The sequence below is a fragment of the Paraburkholderia terricola genome (assembly GCF_003330825.1).
GTDB lineage: Bacteria > Pseudomonadota > Gammaproteobacteria > Burkholderiales > Burkholderiaceae > Paraburkholderia > Paraburkholderia terricola.
This window is the reverse complement of the sequence record NZ_CP024941.1, coordinates 1,186,841-1,204,682: the sequence shown is the minus strand read 5'-3', so window position 1 is coordinate 1,204,682 and position 17,842 is coordinate 1,186,841. Positions and strand designations below refer to the sequence as shown.

Sequence of the window (17,842 nt, the reverse complement as noted above, 5' to 3'; positions counted from 1 at the left end):
CGCATGCATCGCGCCACTTCGCCCGAATCACCTGGAGACATGGCATGCGATTCTCGATACTCAACTCAGACGCGGAACGCCGCGATGGGCTCAAAGCGCTACTGCGGCAAATCGACCGGCTGGCGCGCTTTCACGAAGCACAAGATTGGCGCCAGGTCGTACGCGCGTTCAAACGTCAGCGGCCCGATTTGCTAGTGATCGACTGGCAGGACTGGATGTCGGTCGCGGACACCCGCCATCTACTCAGCCACTATCCGGACCTGCGGGTTGCAGTACTGACCGACCATATCTCACCGGACGTCGTGCGGGAACTCATGGACGAAGGCGTGCTCGGCGTCGTGCCCCGCGAAACCGACCCTTGCCTGATCGTGCGCGCGTTTGAAATGGTTTTGCTTGGCGGCCACTATGTGCCGCCCGGCGCGCTGGCATTGAATCCGCCGCTGCCGCCGGACGCCACGATCCGGCCGTTCGACGAAAAAAAACCGCCACCCGTCGCACCAAACTTTCCAACGGACTATCGCCCCGTCAGCAACAAATCATGCGCTGTGTCCACATGGGCAGCACCAATAAGATGATCGCGCGCACGCTCGGCATCAGCGAGGGCACGGTCAAGATCCATCTGACGAGCATCTTCCAGCAACTCGGCGCTCCCAACCGCGCCGCCGCGGTCGCGTTGTACAACGGCTGGCTGTCCGCCCAATTGCAAGTACTGCGCAACTGTGGAGAAGCTTCTACTCGTCCGGTCATGGGGCAAACCGGTGTCGTGCCGTTACGGCGCCGTACGCAGCGGCGCTTCCGCTATCCGTTGCCCGCTAACGACACGCCCAGTTCGTTGCCGATGGCGGCCGAACCGGCCCTGCCGTATGGCAACACGGCGGCTGGAGCGCCGGCACCGGAACTCGAACCGATGGGCCAGGGCCCGGCATGACGCCAGCCGGCGCTCGCGCCTTCAACCGGCACGCGCATTTCTGGCGGCGTTGCGCCGGCTGGCATGGAATCCGCTCACACCTTTTCTTATCCAACGAGTAATATGAAGACATGGGTTTCCTCTACACACCGCTTCCGTTCTGGGTCGCTGTCGGTGGCTGGATCGCCACTGCGATAGTGGTCGCGCTCGCGCTGTGGAAAAATCCTTTCAAACGACTTCAGGACGGCACATTGCAGCATGTCTGGCTCGCGATCATCGTCGCGGTGTCCGTGCTGTGGGCAAGTAACGCCTGGCTCGATGACGGCACCGTCATGCATCTGCTCGGCGCAACCCTCGTCGTCACGCTGTTCGACTGGGCGCTCGCGCTCATCGCGATGGCCGTGGTCGTTGGTCTCGCCGCCGTTGTCTTCGACGCGCCCTGGCAAGGCATCGCGCTGACCTTCCTCGTGTTCGGCGCGTTGCCTGTCGGCATTTCGACCTTGGTCCAGCGCGCCAGCATCGCCTGGCTGCCGCGCAACCTCTTCATGTTCATCCTCGGTCAGGGTTTTGTCTCGCCAGCCATCGCGGTGTCGCTCACGGCAGCCGCGGCGCTCGGCATTCACATCGTGCTGGCCGATGGTTCAATGCTCGTGGTGCCGGCCGGCTATGCGTTCAGCGTGCTCTTGCTCGCGACCGGCGAAGCCTGGTTCACCGGCATGTCGACGGCACTGATCGCGGTTTACCGTCCCGCATGGGTTACTACTTATGATGTACGCCGATACCGATTGGGTGGGCCACGCATCTGACAAGTCCGGCACAGGCAACCTGCCTGAACGTGCGCGCCGCAATACCTCAGCCGAACACATGAAGCCGGCGAACGCGTGACACGATAGAACAAAATATTTATGTCACGATTGAACTCATCCCCGGCGCGGAGCATCTTACGTGCCTCTGATCTCATAAGCGCCTAACGAACTAGATGGATCGCACCAACGTACCGCGCCGGTTGCTGCGGGTGGTCGGCCGGTTGGCAACATTTGCAGCGGGTCTCTCGCTCTCATGCATTGCTCCCGCATTCGCCGATCAGCTCGAACAGCGCAACGAGCTCGTCAACAGATTTGTCAATGAAATGCATGCCGATCCGCTAGTCGCGGACTGCGCCGCTCATGGCAACTTTGTCGCAAGCACATCCACTGCCTTCGATCATGTCGAATTTTCACCCAGTTCCTTTGACAGCGCGCACGCTTCGGTGACGCCCTGGAACGATTCGTTCGACGAAGGCAAGCAGCGTGTCAAGGTGGACAACATCGTCACCGTCGAAGGGCTCGGCATCCGTTCGGGGGGCGGCGGCGATCCGGCCGATCTGAAGTTTCGCTGCGGCTATGTGGGCGCGCAGATGCTGGCGTTCAGCTGGAACGATCCTGTGCCGCCGGCCCGTGCGCGCAGCGCCGGGCCATCGGGCTCCCAGGTCTCGTCGGGCAAGCAGAAGAGCGTGAAGGGCAAGCACACGGCAAGCGGCAAGACTGCGAAGAAAGCGAGTTCGAAGTCCTCCAAGGCGAACGCGAGCAAGTCATCGCGAACGACATCGAACAAGTCGCCCAGCAAATCCACGGCGAAGAAAACGCCGGCGAAAAAGTCTCAGTAACGAGGCAAAGAAACGCGACGGAATCAACGGCCCCGCTCCACCGGTCGTTCAGGCACCGCAATAAAAAAGAGGCACACACTCTGCAGTGCGTGCCTCTTTTTCTTGCAACGCGCGGCTTAAACGAACGTCTCCACATGCCGCAGGATCGCCTGCAACATCGCGGCGCCGAGCGAGGCACTGCGCGCGCCGTTCCAGCCCACCCGTTCGTCGGGCAAATTGGCGTTGTCCTTGAACGGCATCTCCAGCGTCAACGACAGGCAACCGAATTCGTTGCCGATATATTTCGAAGCCAGCTTTAGCGCATCCTCGCGATATTTGCTCGCGGCATAGCCATATTTGTCCTGGAAATCAGGACTCGCCTGCTTGAACGCCTCGATGAACGCCTTCTGCTCCTGTCCCTGCCGCTCGGTGAAACCGGGCAGCATTTCGGAGCCTGCCACGAACACATAGGGCAGCGCCTCGTCGCCGTGAATATCGAAGAACAGGTCGCAGCCGGTTGCGTGAATCGCGTCGCGCACCACCAGCACTTCGGGGCTGCGCGCGGCGTCCGGTTCCATCCACTCGCGATTCAGATTCGCGCCGGCCGCATTGGTGCGCAGATTGCCGTGCACACTGCCGTCCGGGTTCATGTTCGGCACGATGTAGAACACAGCATGATCGTAAAGCTTGCGCGCGACCGGGTCGCCCGCCCAATCGCCCCAGCCCACGAGGCGCTTCACGAGACCCTCGATAAACCATTCGGCCATCGTCTCGCCTGGGTGCTGGCGTGCGATCAGCCAGACTTTCTTCTTGGGCACATCACCGGTCTGCGGCGTGCCGAGCGTAAGCAGCGACATTGGCCGACCTTCGACGGTCGCGCCCAGCTCCGTGAGCGTTGCCTGCGGCATCTGCTGCACCGCGCCGAGAAACTCCAAATGACGTTCCTCGCTGTACGGCTCGAAATACGCGTAATAGATGCGGTCGAAATCCGGCGTATGGTCGATCCTCAGCACACGGCCGTCATACGAGGTCGGCACGCGAAACCAGTTCACCCGGTCATAGCTCGCGACCGCCTGATAATCGCGCCAGCCTTCGGCAAAGGCGCACGCGGCGGCATTCTCGAAACTCATCACGCAGCGCTCGCCCGCCGCGCCGGACAAGCGGAAATAAAACCACTGCGCAAACTCCGCGTGGCTATCCGGCCGCACGCGCAGCCGTATATTGCCTGCGTCTTCGCAGGACAGCACTTCGATCGCGCCCGCGTCCAAATTGCTCGTAATCGATAACGTCATGATGTTCTTCCCTGCATGTGTGCGAGGCAGTCGCCTAGTCGCGCCTGGTCGGCGACGCGGCGGCGGAATACATAAGTGGAATCGTTCGAGGCTTCGGCGTCGAATGCGTAGCCCTCGGCGTCGAAATCCTTCAGCTGTTCCGGCGTGTTCAGGCGATTCTCGACCGCGTAGCGCGCCATCAGACCGCGCGCGCGCTTCGCGTGAAAGCTGATGATCTTGTAGCGGCCGCCCTTCCAGTCCTCGAACACCGGCGTGATGACAGGTGCTTCCAGCAGCTTCGGCTTGACCGACTTGAAGTACTCGCCCGATGCGCAATTCACCAGCACGCGCGACGCCGCGGCCTTCTTTCTTAGCTGCGCATTCAAAGCCTGCGTGATCCGTTCGCCCCAGAACGCGTATAGGTCCTTACCGCGCGGGTTGGCGAAGCGCGTGCCCATTTCGAGCCGGTACGGCTGCAGCAGATCGAGCGGACGCAGCAAGCCATACAGGCCGGACAGCACGCGCACGTGCTTCTGCGCGTAATCCAGATCGGCCGACGACAAGGTCTTCGCATTGAAGCCCTCATACACGTCGCCGTTGAATGCGAGCACCGCCTGCTTGGCGTTGTGCGTGCCGAACGTGGGCGACCATTGCGCGTAGCGCTGGAAATTGAGGTGCGCGAGCTGATCGGAAATGTCCATCAGCGATGCGATCTGCTGCGGCGACAAACGGCGCAATCCGCCGATCAATTCGGCTGCCTCGTCGACGAAATCGGGGATGGTGTGCTTCTTGACGTGCGGCGGGGTGTCGTAGTCGAGAGATTTCGCCGGCGACAGAACGATTATCATAGAGGCTTGCAGGCACGCCGTGCCTGGCGGTCAAAGACGAAAGCCAGATTGTAACGAATGCCCGGTTCCCATGCCTCACGCGGCGCCTTGCGCGTCGTCCTCGATTCCAACGTGTGGATCGATATTCTCGTGTTCGACGACCCGCACACGCGGCCGATTCGCGCCGCGCTCGAAAACGGTGCGCTGGCCGCGCTGATCGATGCGCGCTGCCTCGCCGAACTCACCTACGTGCTCGACTATCCGCAATTCGTGCATCGGAATGTGGACAAGGCCGCCGCGCTCGCGGTGGTGGCGCGGCTCGCGCAACTGGTCGAGCCCGCCGCGCCCGCGGAGAACGCGAAGCCCTTGCCCAAATGCAAGGACCGCGACGACCAGAAGTTCCTCGAACTCGCGCATGCCGCGCAGGCCGACTGGCTGGTTTCGAAAGATCGCGCGGTGTTGAGGCTCGCGAGGCGGATCGCGCGCGACTTCGGCTTTCAGATCGCTCAGCCGGCGCCGTTCGTGGCCTCGGTCTGCGTGTCAGCGGACGCCGTCGGCGAGGCTGCACCCGCATGAGCCTTGGCCGAATGGCCAACATGGATCGCCTGGCGCGCACAGCGCGCCGCGATTCCCTACAATCAGGCTTCGTCCGCTTCATACGACGCCTTTCGCTCGATTCGCCCACCCACTCGCCCACGCTTCGGACAGCGCCATGAATGCACCGCACGACACGCCCACGAGTCCCACGTTTCCGTCTCGCCTGCCCGACGTCGGCACGACGATTTTCACCGTGATGAGCGCGCTCGCCGCCGAAAAGGGCGCGGTGAATCTCGGCCAGGGCTTTCCTGACTTCGGCTGCGATCCGCGCATCGTCGACGCGGTCGCGAACGCAATGCGCGACGGCCACAATCAGTACCCGCCGATGGCCGGTGTCGCGCCGCTGCGTCAGGCAATCGCCGACAAGATCGCGAACCTGTACGGCCGCCGCTATGACGCCACCACGGAAATCACCGTCACCGCGGGCGCCACGCAAGCGTTGCTCACCGCGATTCTCTGCACGGTGCACCCCGGCGACGAAGTCGTCGTGATCGAGCCGACTTACGACAGCTATCTGCCGTCGATCGAACTGGCCGGCGGCAAGCCGGTTTTCGTCACGCTCGAGGCGCCCGATTACACGATTCCGTTCGACAAGCTCGCCGCCGCGATCACGCCGAAAACGCGGCTCCTGCTGATCAACACGCCGCACAATCCGACCGGCACGGTGTGGCGCGCCGAGGACATGCGCAAGCTCGAAGAGATCGTGCGCGGCACCAACGTGCTGATCCTCTCAGACGAAGTGTATGAACACATGGTCTACGACGGCGCGCCGCACGAGAGCGTCGCGCGCTACCCTGAACTGGCGCAGCGCAGCTTCGTGGTGTCGAGTTTCGGCAAGACGTATCACGTGACGGGCTGGAAGGTCGGCTACGTGGCCGCGCCGGCCGCCCTCACCGCGGAGTTCCGCAAGGTGCATCAGTTCAACGTGTTCACGGTCAACACGCCGATGCAGATCGGCCTCGCCGATTACATGAGAGATCCGGCGCCCTATCTGGAGCTACCCGCGTTCTATCAGAAGAAGCGCGACTTCTTCCGCGGCGGTCTCGCGAATTCGCGCTTCAAGCTGCTGCCGTGCACGGGCACGTACTTTCAGTGCGTCGATTATTCGGCGATCAGCGATCAGCCCGAAGCCGAATTCGCCCAATGGCTGACCGGCGAGATCGGCGTCGCGGCGATCCCGGTCTCGGCGTTCTATCACGAGGCGCATGAATCGGGCGTGGTGCGCTTCTGCTTTGCCAAGCAGGAGAGCACCCTCGCCACCGCGCTCGACCGGCTGGCGCGGCTCTAGGATGCCCCGCGCGATGCCGCGAACGAACCTGCGTTCCTCGCCATCGCGCGCAACGGCCAAGGCGTGCGCTGCATGCCGTGGCTCGTTTGATCGGCGCTCATTACATCAGCAGGCTCATGCGTCAGCCGGGACGCGACGCCGCGATGTACGCCTTGCGGTCCTCGGTCACACGCTGCGCGGCCGGCCTCGGGTTGATCGCCTTCACGTAGCTTTTCCAGTCCACGCCGGCGTCGAGCAGGAAATCGCGGCCGTAGACAGTCTGCGTCGCCATACCCACCAGCGGCAAACTCACATAGCCCGCCGCATCGGCGACACTGAACCGCTCGCCGCGCAAATACGGTCCGAACTTCGCAATCCGCTTGAAGCCCGCGAGGTGATGCACGAGCAGTTTTTCCACGCGCCCTTTGGTCGCCTCCGTCACCGTGCCGCCGAAGAACGCTTCCTTGTAGAGATTGCGCGCGGTAAGTTCGAGATGCACGTCGACGAACGTAATCAACTCGCGTTCCTTGGCCGCTTCCCATGGATCCGCGGAGAAAATCGCCTTGTCGGGAAAACGCGCCGCCAGATATTCGACGATGCATTGCGACTCGCACAGATCGCCGTCTTCGGTCTGAAGATAAGGCACCTTGCCGAGCGGCGAATGTTCGAGCATGGTCTCTTCCTGGCTGGGCAGCACGAAGACCTCCTCGAACGGAATGCCGTATTCGAGCAACACGAACTTCACTTTGTTGTAGTAGTTGGAAAGCGCGAAACCGCACAGCTTGATCATCGGGTGTCTCCTGTTCTTCGGGTGGTTTGAAGCCGCTCGTCAAAGTGAAAGCGGCGACCGTCGACCAATCATCCGGTAAATTGCACGAGCGTGCTAATCTAAAATAACCATGGAGTCGAGCATCACAATGACCTCTCGCAATTTCAGCATCGAAACCATCGGCATTGTCGGAACCGGCGCAATGGGCCGCGGCATTGCGCAGATTGCCGCGCTGGCCGGCCTGTCAGTGCGTCTCTACGACGCGAACCCCGTCGCGGCCGGCGCCGCGCGCGATTATCTCGCCGAGACTTTCGCCAGATTGACGGCCAAAGGCAAGCTCGATCAGGCACGCTCGGCCGCCGCGCTGGCGAAGGTCAGCGGCGCGCAGGCCGTCGGCGATCTGGCCGGTTGCGATCTCGTGATCGAGGCGATCGTTGAAAAGCTCGACGTGAAGCAGGCCTTGTTCCGCGAACTCGAAACCGTGGTGAGCGGCCGTTGCGTGCTCGCGTCCAATACCTCGTCGCTGTCGATCACGGCGATTGCGGCGGGCTGCATCGACCCGTCGCGCGTGGTCGGTTATCACTTCTTCAATCCGGTGCCGTTGATGAAGGTCGTCGAAGTGATCGACGGTCTGCGCGGCGACCCGGCGGCAGGCGACGCGCTGATGGATCTCGCGCGCCGCATGGGCCACACGCCGGTGCGCGCGAAAGACATGCCCGGCTTCATCGTGAATCATGCGGGCCGCGGCATGAACACCGAGGGCCTGCGCGTGGCCGGCGAAGGGGTGGCGAGCTTTGCCGACATCGACCGCATCATGCGCGAACAGGCGGGCTTTCGCCTCGGACCGTTCGAACTGCTCGATCTGACCGCGCTCGACGTGTCGCATCCGGTGATGGAGTCGATCTATCACCAGTTCTATGAAGAGCCGCGCTTCACGCCGTCGCCGATCACCGGCACGCGGCTCGCGGGCGGGCTGATCGGCCGCAAGACCGGCGAAGGTTTTTACCGCTACGAAGACGGCAAGCAGCAAGTCCCCGCCGAAGCGCCCGCGCCAACTGAACTGCCCCAAAGCGTGTGGATCAGCAAGCGCTATCCGCAAGCTTATGAAGCCGTCGCGCAACTCGTGAATCATGCCGGCGTGAAGCTCGACGACGGCGCCACGCCGGCGGCGGATTCCCTGATCGTCGTCACGCCGTTCGGTCACGACGCAACCACCGCCGCGGTCGACGAAGCGCTCGACGCCACCCGCGTCGTCGCGATCGACGCCCTCTTCCCGCTCGTCGGCGCGCAACGCCGCACGCTGATGACCACGCCCGCCACCCGCCGCGCCGCGCGTGACACCGCCCATGCGCTGTTCGCCGCCGACGGCATTCCCGTCACCGTGATCCGCGACTCGACCGGCTTCGTCACGCAACGCGTGGTGGCGACGATCGTCAATATCGGCTGCGACATCGCGCAAAAACAGATCGCCACGCCCGAAGATATCGACCTCGCCGTGATGCTCGGCCTCGGCTATCCGCGCGGACCGCTCGCTCTCGGCGACGCACTCGGCGCACCAACCATCCTCACGATCCTGCGCAACATCTTCAGCGTGCTCGGCGAGCCGCGCTACCGGCCGTCGCCCTGGCTCGCACGGCGCGCGCAACTCGGCATGCCGCTGACACAACGCGACGCCGCCGACAGCCCAACGGAGGCGCAACAATGAGCGCCGAACTGCTGACCTCGCGCCCGACCGAAAGCGAATCGACGCTCGTTCTCACGCTGTCGAATCCCGGCGCGCGCAACGCGCTGCATCCCGACATGTACGCGGCGGGCATCGAGGCGCTCGAATCCGTGGAGCGCGATCCGTCGATTCGCGCCGTCGTGATTACCGGCGCCGACAACTTTTTTTGCGCGGGCGGCAATCTGAACCGCTTGCTGGAAAACCGCGCGAAAGATCCGTCCGTGCAAGCGCAAAGCATCGATCTTCTGGGCGAATGGATTTCGGCGCTGCGCCTGTCGTCCAAGCCGGTGATCGCCGCGGTCGACGGCGCCGCCGCCGGAGCGGGATTCTCGCTTGCGCTCGCGTGCGACCTGATCGTTGCCGCGGACGACGCCAAATTCGTGATGTCGTATGCGCGCGTCGGCCTCACACCCGATGGCGGCGGCTCGTGGTTTCTCGCCCGAGCCTTGCCGCGTCAGTTGGCAACCGAGGTGCTGATCGAAGGCAAGCCGATCGGCGCCGCGCGCCTGCACGAGCTCGGCGTGGTCAACAAGCTGGCGAAGACCGGCGCCGTGCGCGACGCCGCCGTCGCATGGGCCGACGAACTCGGCAAGATTTCGCCGAATTCGATTGCGCGCATCAAAGGGCTGATCGGCGCGGCCGGCGCGCAGCCGCTCGCCGAACATCTGGTCGCGGAGCGCGACAGTTTTGTCGCGTCACTGCATCACCGGGATGGCCTTGAAGGAATTTCCGCGTTCCTGGAAAAGCGCGCGCCCGTGTACAAGTGAACGAAGTGTGAACCAAGGGTGAACGAAGACAATGCCTGACTATCAACTGCCCAAACGCCGCCGCATCTTTCTGATGCGTCATGGCGACGTCACCTACTTCGACGATTCCGGCCGCACCATCGATCCTGAAACCGTACCGTTGAATGCGAACGGCCGCGAGCAGGCGAGCGCCGCGGGCCGCGTGTTCGCGGAGCAGCAGGTCCGGTTCGATCGGGTGATCGTCAGCGGTTTGCCGCGTACCATCGAAACCGCCCAGCGCGTATTGGCCGAGACGGGCCAGCAGATCGAACTCGAAGTCGAGCCCGCATGGCAGGAGATTCGCGGCGGCAAGCTCGGCAGCGTTCCATTACAGGATATCGAAGCGGCTTTTCTCGGCGTGTTCGACGGCATCGTGCCGGAAAGCACGCGCTTTCTCGAAGGCGAGACGATCGGCGCGCTGTTCGATCGCGTCTTGCCCGCGGTGGCCGCGCTGCGCGAGGACACGTCGTGGGATACCGTGCTGCTCGTGCTGCATGGCGGCGTGAATCGCGCGATCCTGTCGCATGCGATCACTGCGGGCGGCCGGACGTTTTTCGGCCATCTCGCGCAGGCCACCGGCTGCATCAACGCGCTCGACGTCGGCGCCGCGCCGCGCGACTGGGTGCTGCGCACGATCAACTATTCACCGCCGTCGCCGCTGCATCGCGACATCCGCAATACGACGATGGAAATCCTCTACGCACAATTCATTCAATACAAGCGTAGCTGAATCCGAACCGGAGGAGACACATGGTGCAAGCCACACAGAGCGGCGAACCAGAGCGCAAACCGGATTACTCCGCCTTCGAGGGCACGCGCCCGGTCAATGAGCGGCAACGCTTCGACAGCGACGCGCTCGCAGCGTGGCTGTCGAAGCATGTGGACGGCTTTGCCGGGCCGCTCACCGTCGAGCAATTCGCCGGCGGCCAGTCCAATCCCACGTTCAAGCTGGTCACGCCGTCCCGTTCCTACGTGATGCGTGCGAAGCCCGGCCCCGCTGCGAAGCTGTTGCCGTCCGCGCACGCCGTCGAGCGTGAATACCGCGTGATGCATGCGCTCGCCGGCAGCGACGTGCCGGTCGCGGCAATGCTCGCCTTGTGCGAGGACGAAAGCGTGATCGGCCGCGCGTTCTACGTGATGGAGTTCGTCGCAGGCCGCGTGTTGTGGGATCAGTCCTTGCCCGGCATGACGCCGGCGGAGCGCGGGGCCATTTACGACGAAATGAATCGCGTGATCGCCGCGCTGCACAGCGTCGACGTCGCGGCCGTGGGTCTCGCCGATTACGGCAAACCCGGCAACTACTTCGCGCGCCAGATCGGCCGCTGGAGCAAGCAGTACGTCGCGTCGGAAACCGAGCCCATCGACGCGATGCAGCGCCTGATCGAATGGCTGCCGCAGCATATGCCGGCCGAAACCGGCGAGCGCGCGTCGATCGTGCATGGCGACTACCGGCTCGACAATCTGATCTTCCATCCTCATGAACCGCGCGTGCTCGCCGTGCTCGACTGGGAATTGTCGACGCTCGGCGATCCGCTCGCCGACTTCGCCTATCACTGCATGGCGTGGCACGTCGATCCGGCGCAATTCCGCGGCATTGCGGGCCTCGACTGGGCCGCTCTCGGCATTCCCGACGAAGCACGGTATGTCGAGCGCTATTGCCAGCGCACCGGCTTCGAGATTCACGGCGACTGGAATTTCTATCTGGCGTACAACATGTTCCGCATCGCCGCGATCCTGCAGGGGATCATGAAGCGCGTCGTCGACGGCACGGCGGCCAGCGCGCAGGCGCTCGACGCCGGCCGTCGCGCGAAGCCGATGGCCGAACTCGCCTGGCGCTATGCGCAGAAGGTGCGCTAAGCGTATCCGCGTACCGGTTGCACTGCATCTGCTGCCGAACACTGTCATCCGTTATCCGCGAGGTCATACATGAATTTCGATTACACCCCGAAGGTTCAGGCGCTGCGCGAGAAACTGCTCGCTTTCTTCGAGGAGCACATTTATCCGAACGAGCAGGCGTTCTACGCGGAGATCGCGCGTAATCGCGAGAACGGCAACGCATGGCTGCCGACCGAACTGATCGAGCAACTCAAACAGAAGGCGCGCGACGCCGGTTTGTGGAACCTGTTCCTGCCGGAATCGGTGCGCGGCGCCGGTCTCACGAATCTCGAATACGCGCCGCTATGCGAGATCATGGGCCGCGTGCCCTGGGCGCCGGAAGTGTTCAACTGCAACGCGCCCGACACCGGCAACATGGAAACGATCGAGCGCTACGGCAGCGAGGACAACAAGCGCGAATGGCTCGAACCGCTGCTGCAAGGCCAGATCCGTTCGGCGTTCCTGATGACGGAGCCCGAGGTGGCATCGTCGGACGCGACCAATATCCAGACGAGCATCGTGCGCGACGGCGATTACTACGTGATCAACGGCCACAAGTGGTGGTCGTCCGGTGCGGGCGATCCGCGCTGCAAGATCTACATCGTGATGGGAAAAACCGACCCCGAGGCGCCGCGCCATCAGCAGCAGTCAATGATTCTCGTACCCGCCGACGCCACCGGCGTCACCGTGCACCGCCCTCTCAGCGTGTTCGGCTACGACGACGCGCCGCACGGCCACATGGAAATCACGCTCGAAAACGTGCGCGTGCCGGCCACCAACCTGCTGCTCGGCGAGGGCCGCGGCTTCGAGATCGCGCAAGGCCGCCTCGGACCGGGACGCATCCATCACTGCATGCGTTTGATCGGTCTTGCCGAGCGGGCGCTCGAACTGATGTCGAAACGCTCGCTGCAACGCGTCGCATTCGGCAAGCCGGTCGCGGCGCAAGGCGTCACGCAGGAGCGCATCGCCGAGGCACGTTGCATGATCGAACAGGCGCGCCTCCTGACGCTGAAGACCGCGTACATGATGGACACCGTCGGCAACAAGGGCGCGCGCGGCGAGATCGCGATGATCAAGGTGGTCGCGCCGAACATGGCGTGCCAGGTGATCGACTGGGCGATTCAGGCGCACGGCGGCGGCGGCGTCAGCGATGACTTTCCGCTCGCGTATGCGTACGCATCGGCACGAACGCTGCGCTTCGCCGATGGTCCGGACGAAGTTCACCGCAACGCGATCGCCAAGCTCGAACTGGCGCGCTACCTGGATGCCGGCGCAACGGCTGCCGTGGAGACGCCGGTCACGCGCGTTTGAGGTTGAAGTCTCGCATCGGCGGCTAGGCTGTGCTCGCGGCGCGGCCAGCAGCATCGTGTGATCTATGCTCTAATTTTCGTCACCAGCGGCGCCCTTTGCGGCGCCGCTTTCACGATAGAAAGGAGCCACGATGATCGACGTCTATAGCTGGGCGACCCCGAACGGCCACAAGGTTCACATCATGCTCGAGGAGACGGGCCTCGCGTACACCGTGCACGGCGTGAATATCGGCGCGGGCGATCAGTTCAATCCCGAGTTTCTCGCGATCAGCCCCAACAACAAGATCCCGGCGATCACCGACTCCGAAGGGCCCAGAGGCGCCGACGGCAAGCCGTTCGCGCTGTTCGAATCGGGCGCGATTCTGATTTATCTCGCCGAGAAAACCGGCAAGTTTCTGCCGACCGACCCCGCTGCGCGCTATTCGGTGCTGCAATGGCTGATGTTTCAGATGGGCGGGCTCGGCCCGATGCTCGGACAAACGCACCACTTCCGCGTCTACGCGCCGGAGCCGATCGAATACGCGATCAATCGCTACACGAACGAGACGCGGCGCCTGTACGGCGTGATGGATACGCAACTCGGCAAGACGCAGTACCTCGCCGGCAACGACTATACGATCGCGGATATCGCCGCGTTTCCGTGGACACGCTCGTGGCAAAACCAGGGCATCGAACTGGATGCCTTTCCGAATGTGAAGCGCTGGCATGAAGCGATCGCCGCGCGTCCGGCAGTGGTGCGCGGCGTCGAAGTACTGGCGTCCGCCCGCAAGGCGCTGATGGACGACAAGGCCAAAGAGATTCTGTTCGGCGCGACGCAATACGCGAAACATTAGTTTCGTGCGCGGTGCTGGCGGCTCGTCAGTCCGCTGACAGCGTCAGTGAAAAGCGCGAGCCGGCATTCGTGCCGCTCGCGCTTTTTTGCGAATCTGTGCGGCGAGCCGAACGCCGGCTAGAAGTAATGCCGCGTGATGAATTCCGCGACGCAGACCGGCCGCTCGCTGCCCTGCCGTTCCAACGTCACATTCCACACGACTTGCACGCCGTCGCTGTCGATATCCGTGACCGATGCCACGGCGAAGTGAGCGCGCAACTGCGAGCCGACCGGCACCGGCGACGTGAATCGCACGCGGTTCAATCCACAATTGACGCCCATGCGCTGCTCGAGCGCCACCGTCTTTTCGAGCAGGACCGGAATCAGCGAGAGCGTCAGGAATCCATGCGCGACCGGACCGCCGAATGGCGACTCGCGCCGCGCCCGTTCGGAGTCGACGTGAATCCACTGATGATCGCCGGTAGCGTCGGCGAAACGATCGACGCTCGCCTGATCGACCGTCAACCATTCGCTCACGAGCGGCTCGGCGCCTACCAGCGCGCGTAAGGCCGCTGCCGTGCCGAACGTCGCGGCGGACGCCGCGCTGCCCGTCACGACGCGGCGCCCGGATTGCGCAGCCCGAACAACGCCTTCGAGCGCACGGTTATCACCGTTTCGCCATGCTGGTTGATCCCTTCCCACTGCGTCGACACGATGCCGCGATCCGGCTTGCTCGCCGAGACGCGCTTGTCGAGCACGGCGTTCATCATCGTGATGGTGTCGCCGACGCGCACCGGCTTTAACCAGCGGATCTCGTCGATGCCGGGCGAGCCCATCGACGTGGACCCCGCTATCGCGTTGCGCACCAGCATGCCCATCATGACCGAGCAGGTATGCCAGCCGCTTGCCACCAATCCGCCGAATGGCGACTCGGCGGCCGCGGCGTCGTCCAGGTGAAACGGCTGCGGATCGAACTTCTCCGCGAACGCGATGATCTCTTCACGCGTGAACGTGTGCTTGCCGATCTCCGTGGTCGTGCCGACAACCATGTCCTCGAAACTCAAACCCATCGTCGCACCTCTTTCTTATCCGATTCGACCGGCTGATCAGGCTTCGGCGGTGACAAACCCGGGCAGCGCGGCGAACCGCGCGAGATGGTGATCGACATCGCCCAATGTGGTTTCGATGATAGCAAGACGCTTGAACAGATGCGCCGCGGCCACCTCGTTCGTGACGCCCATGCCGCCGTGCAACTGAACCGCCTGCTGGCCGACGAAACGCGCGGCCTGGCCGACCCGCACCTTTGCCGCGGAGACGGCGCGGCGGCGTTCGTCGGCGTGTTCGCTGGTGTAACGCATGGCGGCGAGGTACGTGATCGAGCGCGCCTGCTCGGCGTGAATCAGCATCTCGACCATGCGGTGTTGCAAGGCCTGAAAACGCGCGATCGGCTGGCCGAACTGCTGGCGCGTTTTCGTGTAGTCGACGGTGGCGAGGTTCAGCGCGTCGAGCGCGCCGATAGCCTCCGCGCACAGCAGCACTGTGCCGTAGTCAGCGATATGTTCCAGCGCCGCCGCGCCGGCGTGCTTGCCGGCGAGCCGGCGCGCGGGCGTGCCGTTGAACTCGAGCGTCGCGGCGCGTTGGCCGTCGATCGTGCGGTAGTCGGTCAGCGTGACGCCGGCCGCCTCGCGCGCCACGACGAAGAGCGCGATTTCGCCATTCAGGCGCGCCGGCACGATCCAGTAATCGGCTTGTGCGCCATGCAGCACGACCGACTTCGTGCCGCTCAGCGTGTATTGCTCGCCTTGCCCGCCTTGCCCGCTTGCGGCCGTTGCAACCGTTCCGATCTCGCACAGATCGTAGCGTGCGTGCGGTTCATGAAAGGCGACTGCCAGCTTGATCTCGCCCTGGGCCACGCGCGCGAGCAGCGACGCGTCTTCGCCCCCGCCCGTGCCCGCGAGGCGCAACGCCTCGACGCCGACCGCCGTCGCCCAATACGGCTCGACCACCAACGCGCGGCCCAGCTCCTGCATGACCACCAGCATGTCGATCGGGCCGCCGTTGAAACCGCCCTGGGCTTCAGGTACCGGCAAGGCGGTCAGGCCCAGTTCGGTAAAGGCTGCCCAATGTGCCTCCGACACGCCGCACTCCGATCGCACGATCGCCTGACGCGCCTCGAAGCCGTAGTTTTTGTCCAGATAGCGGCGCAGCGCGTCGGCGAATTGCTGCTGTTCGTCGTTGAAGTTGAAGTCCATGCGCCGCTCCTCAAAGTCCGAGAATCATCTGCGCGATGATGTTCTTTTGAATTTCGTTCGAGCCGCCGTAGATCGACGTCTTGCGGAAGTTGAAGTAGTACGCGGCCAGCGGCGCGGCGTCATCGTCGCCCGCCACGCTATGTTCGCGTTCGCCTTCGAGGAACGGCACGTCGAACGGTGCGGCGAGCGGCCCGATGGCTTCGAACATCAACTCGGTCAGCGCCTGCTGCACCTCCGTGCCCTTGATCTTCAGCATCGACGCTTCCGGGCCCGGCCCGCGCCCGCCGGTTTCATTGGCGACCACGCGTTGCACGGTGACTTCGAGCGCCATCAGTTCGATCTCGAGGCTCGCGACTTTCGCGGCGAACACCGGATCGTGCAGCAGCGGCTTGCCGTTCTTTTTCTGATTCAGCGCAAGACGCTTGAGGAACACGAGTTCGCGTTTCGATTGACCGACGCGCGCGATGCCGGTGCGCTCGTGGCCGAGCAGATACTTCGCGTAAGTCCAGCCGCGGTTCTCCTCACCGACCAGATTCGCGGCCGGTACTTCGACGTCTTCGAAAAACACTTCGTTGACTTCGTGGTCTTCGTCGAGCGTGATGATCGGACGCACCGTGATGCCGGGCGTTTTCATGTCGATCAGCAGGAATGAGATGCCCTCCTGCTTTTTCGCGCCGCTGTCGGTGCGCACGAGGCAGAACATCATGTCGGCATACTGACCGAGGGTGGTCCACGTTTTCTGACCGTTGACGACGTAATGGTCGCCGACGCGCTCGGCGCGTGTGCGCAGCGAAGCCAGATCTGAGCCTGAACCCGGCTCGGAATAGCCTTGGCACCACCAGTGCGTGCCGTCGAGAATGCGCGGCAAATAGCGACGCTTCTGCGCCTCGTTGCCATACTTCATCAGCACCGGCGCCACCATCGAGACGCCGAAAGGCAGCACGGTCGGCGCGCCGACGCGCGCGCACTCTTCGTCCCAGATGTGCCGCTGCGTTGCGTCCCAGCCAGGGCCGCCGTATTCCTTCGGCCATGCGACCGCCGACCAGCCGCGCGTGCCGAGCAGCTTGTGCCAGCCGGCGAAATCTTCGCGCGAGAGACGTTTATGGTTCAGTACTTTGTCGCTTAGCTCGCGAGGCAGATTCGCTTCGAGCCAGGCGCGGATGTCGGCGCGGAATGCGTCGTCAGCAGGGGAATAGTCCAGATTCATGCGCAGTGTCTCCTGGCCGCAACCGCCCGCCGCCAGTGAGCCACTGCACTATTGCAGCGGTTCCTTCAAGGCAGCCGGGACCGGCAGCGGCATCACTTGGATGCCTTCGTCGACCAAGGCTCGCGCGTCTTCGGGTGTCGTGACACCGCGAATATTGCGCGCAGGCGCTTCGTTGTAGTGAATGCGCCGTGCTTCCTCGGCGAAGCGGTCGCCCACGTTCTCGGTCTTTTCCAGTACCTCGCGCAACGCACGCATCACACGCGCCTGCATTTGCGCTTGCTCCAAGCCCGCAGGGTTTTTCGCCTCCGTCGCGCCCGACAGATTCAATCGCGGCGCCGAAGGCAAACGGCTCACTTCGTTCGCACCACAGATCGGACATTCGATCAGTTTGCGGGCTTGCTGCGATTCGAAGTCATCAGCCGAAGCAAACCAGCCTTCGAACCGATGGCCATGCGGACACTGTAAATCGAGGACCTTCATGTGGAATCAGGGCTTGAGTGCCAGTTTAGCGCAAAATGGTATTTTGTGAACGGTCGTTCGCAAACTATGACGGGGCGATGCGTTTACGCGTGGCGTCGCTATTAATTGGACGCGGTGCGCGATTTTAACGCCTTGCG

At 63.5% G+C, this 17,842-nt stretch carries 18 protein-coding genes and 1 pseudogene; 11 read left to right on the top strand and 8 right to left on the bottom strand.

The window, feature by feature from the left end; all coding sequences use genetic code 11:
* The first annotated feature begins 44 nt into the window (after positions 1–44).
* From CUJ90_RS05395 to CUJ90_RS05385, 3 genes and pseudogenes are all read left to right on the top strand, one after another.
* A pseudogene (locus CUJ90_RS05395) lies at positions 45–928 on the top strand (response regulator transcription factor).
* Between the two features lie 110 nt (positions 929–1,038).
* Positions 1,039–1,713 (top strand): energy-coupling factor ABC transporter permease, encoded by a 675-nt coding sequence (locus CUJ90_RS05390; protein WP_073432418.1) that lies wholly within the window; start codon positions 1,039–1,041, stop codon positions 1,711–1,713.
* A gap of 173 nt (positions 1,714–1,886) precedes the next feature.
* A complete protein-coding gene (locus CUJ90_RS05385; protein WP_114162140.1) occupies positions 1,887–2,552 on the top strand; it encodes a BspC domain-containing protein in 666 nt (221 codons plus the stop codon).
* 116 nt (positions 2,553–2,668) lie between these two features.
* On the opposite strand, the gene CUJ90_RS05380 is transcribed toward CUJ90_RS05385, so the two are convergent.
* Positions 2,669–3,823 carry a M14 family metallopeptidase gene (locus CUJ90_RS05380; RefSeq protein ID WP_114162139.1) on the bottom strand — a complete coding sequence of 385 codons (1,155 nt, stop codon included), beginning with the start codon at positions 3,821–3,823 and terminating at the stop codon, positions 2,669–2,671.
* The gene (gene yaaA, locus CUJ90_RS05375) at positions 3,820–4,650 is read right to left on the bottom strand and encodes a peroxide stress protein YaaA (RefSeq protein ID WP_114162138.1); all 831 of its coding nucleotides are present in this window, start codon (positions 4,648–4,650) and stop codon (positions 3,820–3,822) included. Before yaaA ends, CUJ90_RS05380 begins: the two co-directional genes overlap by 4 nt.
* A 57-nt stretch (positions 4,651–4,707) precedes the next feature.
* On the opposite strand from yaaA, the gene CUJ90_RS05370 reads away from it, so the two are divergent.
* Both CUJ90_RS05370 and CUJ90_RS05365 read left to right on the top strand, forming a co-directional pair.
* Positions 4,708–5,205 (top strand): putative toxin-antitoxin system toxin component, PIN family, encoded by a 498-nt coding sequence (locus tag CUJ90_RS05370; RefSeq protein WP_073432422.1) that lies wholly within the window; start codon positions 4,708–4,710, stop codon positions 5,203–5,205.
* A gap of 136 nt (positions 5,206–5,341) precedes the next feature.
* Complete coding sequence (locus CUJ90_RS05365; RefSeq protein WP_073432423.1) at positions 5,342–6,514, top strand: pyridoxal phosphate-dependent aminotransferase; 1,173 nt, start codon at positions 5,342–5,344, stop codon at positions 6,512–6,514.
* A gap of 121 nt (positions 6,515–6,635) precedes the next feature.
* On the opposite strand, the gene CUJ90_RS05360 is transcribed toward CUJ90_RS05365, so the two are convergent.
* Positions 6,636–7,283, bottom strand: coding sequence for a glutathione S-transferase family protein (locus CUJ90_RS05360; RefSeq protein WP_073432424.1), 648 nt, complete (start codon positions 7,281–7,283; stop codon positions 6,636–6,638).
* Positions 7,284–7,410: 127 nt separating this feature from the next.
* On the opposite strand from CUJ90_RS05360, the gene CUJ90_RS05355 reads away from it, so the two are divergent.
* From CUJ90_RS05355 to CUJ90_RS05330, 6 genes are all read left to right on the top strand, one after another.
* Positions 7,411–8,967, top strand: a complete 1,557-nt coding sequence (locus tag CUJ90_RS05355; protein ID WP_073432446.1) for a 3-hydroxyacyl-CoA dehydrogenase — start codon at positions 7,411–7,413, stop codon at positions 8,965–8,967.
* Positions 8,964–9,752, top strand: coding sequence for an oxepin-CoA hydrolase, alternative type (locus CUJ90_RS05350; RefSeq protein ID WP_073432425.1), 789 nt, complete (start codon positions 8,964–8,966; stop codon positions 9,750–9,752). The genes CUJ90_RS05355 and CUJ90_RS05350 overlap by 4 nt, the downstream gene beginning before the upstream one ends.
* Positions 9,753–9,783: 31 nt before the next feature.
* Entirely contained in the window at positions 9,784–10,500 is a 717-nt protein-coding gene (locus CUJ90_RS05345) for a histidine phosphatase family protein (protein WP_073432426.1), read from the top strand.
* A 20-nt stretch (positions 10,501–10,520) separates the two neighbouring features.
* The gene (locus CUJ90_RS05340) at positions 10,521–11,627 is read left to right on the top strand and encodes a phosphotransferase (protein WP_073432427.1); all 1,107 of its coding nucleotides are present in this window, start codon (positions 10,521–10,523) and stop codon (positions 11,625–11,627) included.
* Positions 11,628–11,696: 69 nt separating this feature from the next.
* Positions 11,697–12,956: an acyl-CoA dehydrogenase family protein gene (locus CUJ90_RS05335; protein ID WP_073432428.1), complete on the top strand. Its 1,260-nt coding sequence runs from the start codon at positions 11,697–11,699 to the stop codon at positions 12,954–12,956.
* A 130-nt stretch (positions 12,957–13,086) separates the two neighbouring features.
* Positions 13,087–13,788, top strand: coding sequence for a glutathione binding-like protein (locus CUJ90_RS05330; RefSeq protein WP_073432429.1), 702 nt, complete (start codon positions 13,087–13,089; stop codon positions 13,786–13,788).
* Positions 13,789–13,904: 116 nt separating this feature from the next.
* On the opposite strand, the gene CUJ90_RS05325 is transcribed toward CUJ90_RS05330, so the two are convergent.
* Genes CUJ90_RS05325 through CUJ90_RS05305 form a run of 5 tightly spaced genes read right to left on the bottom strand, consistent with a single transcriptional unit; the run spans position 13,905 to position 17,705 of the window.
* Entirely contained in the window at positions 13,905–14,381 is a 477-nt protein-coding gene (locus CUJ90_RS05325; RefSeq protein WP_073432430.1) for a MaoC family dehydratase, read from the bottom strand.
* A complete protein-coding gene (locus tag CUJ90_RS05320) occupies positions 14,378–14,836 on the bottom strand; it encodes a MaoC family dehydratase (RefSeq protein WP_073432431.1) in 459 nt (152 codons plus the stop codon). Before CUJ90_RS05320 ends, CUJ90_RS05325 begins: the two co-directional genes overlap by 4 nt.
* Before the next feature lie 36 nt (positions 14,837–14,872).
* Entirely contained in the window at positions 14,873–16,018 is a 1,146-nt protein-coding gene (locus tag CUJ90_RS05315; RefSeq protein ID WP_073432432.1) for an acyl-CoA dehydrogenase family protein, read from the bottom strand.
* Positions 16,019–16,028: 10 nt separating this feature from the next.
* Positions 16,029–17,225 carry an acyl-CoA dehydrogenase family protein gene (locus tag CUJ90_RS05310; protein ID WP_073432433.1) on the bottom strand — a complete coding sequence of 399 codons (1,197 nt, stop codon included), beginning with the start codon at positions 17,223–17,225 and terminating at the stop codon, positions 16,029–16,031.
* Positions 17,226–17,273: 48 nt separating this feature from the next.
* Positions 17,274–17,705, bottom strand: coding sequence for a DUF1178 family protein (locus CUJ90_RS05305; RefSeq protein WP_073432434.1), 432 nt, complete (start codon positions 17,703–17,705; stop codon positions 17,274–17,276).
* Between the last annotated feature and the right edge of the window lie 137 nt (positions 17,706–17,842).

What these genes read in the sequence shown, in the direction of transcription:
- CUJ90_RS05360 (WP_073432424.1), bottom strand. Translation starts at nt 7,283, where the DNA reads ATGATCAAGCTGTGCGGTTTCGCGCTTTCCAACTACTACAACAAAGTG.
- CUJ90_RS05345 (WP_073432426.1), top strand. Translation starts at nt 9,784, where the DNA reads ATGCCTGACTATCAACTGCCCAAACGCCGCCGCATCTTTCTGATGCGT.
- CUJ90_RS05385 (WP_114162140.1), top strand. Translation starts at nt 1,887, where the DNA reads ATGGATCGCACCAACGTACCGCGCCGGTTGCTGCGGGTGGTCGGCCGG.
- CUJ90_RS05350 (WP_073432425.1), top strand. Translation starts at nt 8,964, where the DNA reads ATGAGCGCCGAACTGCTGACCTCGCGCCCGACCGAAAGCGAATCGACG.
- CUJ90_RS05365 (WP_073432423.1), top strand. Translation starts at nt 5,342, where the DNA reads ATGAATGCACCGCACGACACGCCCACGAGTCCCACGTTTCCGTCTCGC.
- CUJ90_RS05335 (WP_073432428.1), top strand. Translation starts at nt 11,697, where the DNA reads ATGAATTTCGATTACACCCCGAAGGTTCAGGCGCTGCGCGAGAAACTG.
- CUJ90_RS05370 (WP_073432422.1), top strand. Translation starts at nt 4,708, where the DNA reads ATGCCCGGTTCCCATGCCTCACGCGGCGCCTTGCGCGTCGTCCTCGAT.
- yaaA (WP_114162138.1), bottom strand. Translation starts at nt 4,650, where the DNA reads ATGATAATCGTTCTGTCGCCGGCGAAATCTCTCGACTACGACACCCCG.
- CUJ90_RS05340 (WP_073432427.1), top strand. Translation starts at nt 10,521, where the DNA reads ATGGTGCAAGCCACACAGAGCGGCGAACCAGAGCGCAAACCGGATTAC.
- CUJ90_RS05315 (WP_073432432.1), bottom strand. Translation starts at nt 16,018, where the DNA reads ATGGACTTCAACTTCAACGACGAACAGCAGCAATTCGCCGACGCGCTG.
- CUJ90_RS05355 (WP_073432446.1), top strand. Translation starts at nt 7,411, where the DNA reads ATGACCTCTCGCAATTTCAGCATCGAAACCATCGGCATTGTCGGAACC.
- CUJ90_RS05330 (WP_073432429.1), top strand. Translation starts at nt 13,087, where the DNA reads ATGATCGACGTCTATAGCTGGGCGACCCCGAACGGCCACAAGGTTCAC.
- CUJ90_RS05380 (WP_114162139.1), bottom strand. Translation starts at nt 3,823, where the DNA reads ATGACGTTATCGATTACGAGCAATTTGGACGCGGGCGCGATCGAAGTG.
- CUJ90_RS05310 (WP_073432433.1), bottom strand. Translation starts at nt 17,225, where the DNA reads ATGAATCTGGACTATTCCCCTGCTGACGACGCATTCCGCGCCGACATC.
- CUJ90_RS05305 (WP_073432434.1), bottom strand. Translation starts at nt 17,705, where the DNA reads ATGAAGGTCCTCGATTTACAGTGTCCGCATGGCCATCGGTTCGAAGGC.
- CUJ90_RS05320 (WP_073432431.1), bottom strand. Translation starts at nt 14,836, where the DNA reads ATGGGTTTGAGTTTCGAGGACATGGTTGTCGGCACGACCACGGAGATC.
- CUJ90_RS05390 (WP_073432418.1), top strand. Translation starts at nt 1,039, where the DNA reads ATGGGTTTCCTCTACACACCGCTTCCGTTCTGGGTCGCTGTCGGTGGC.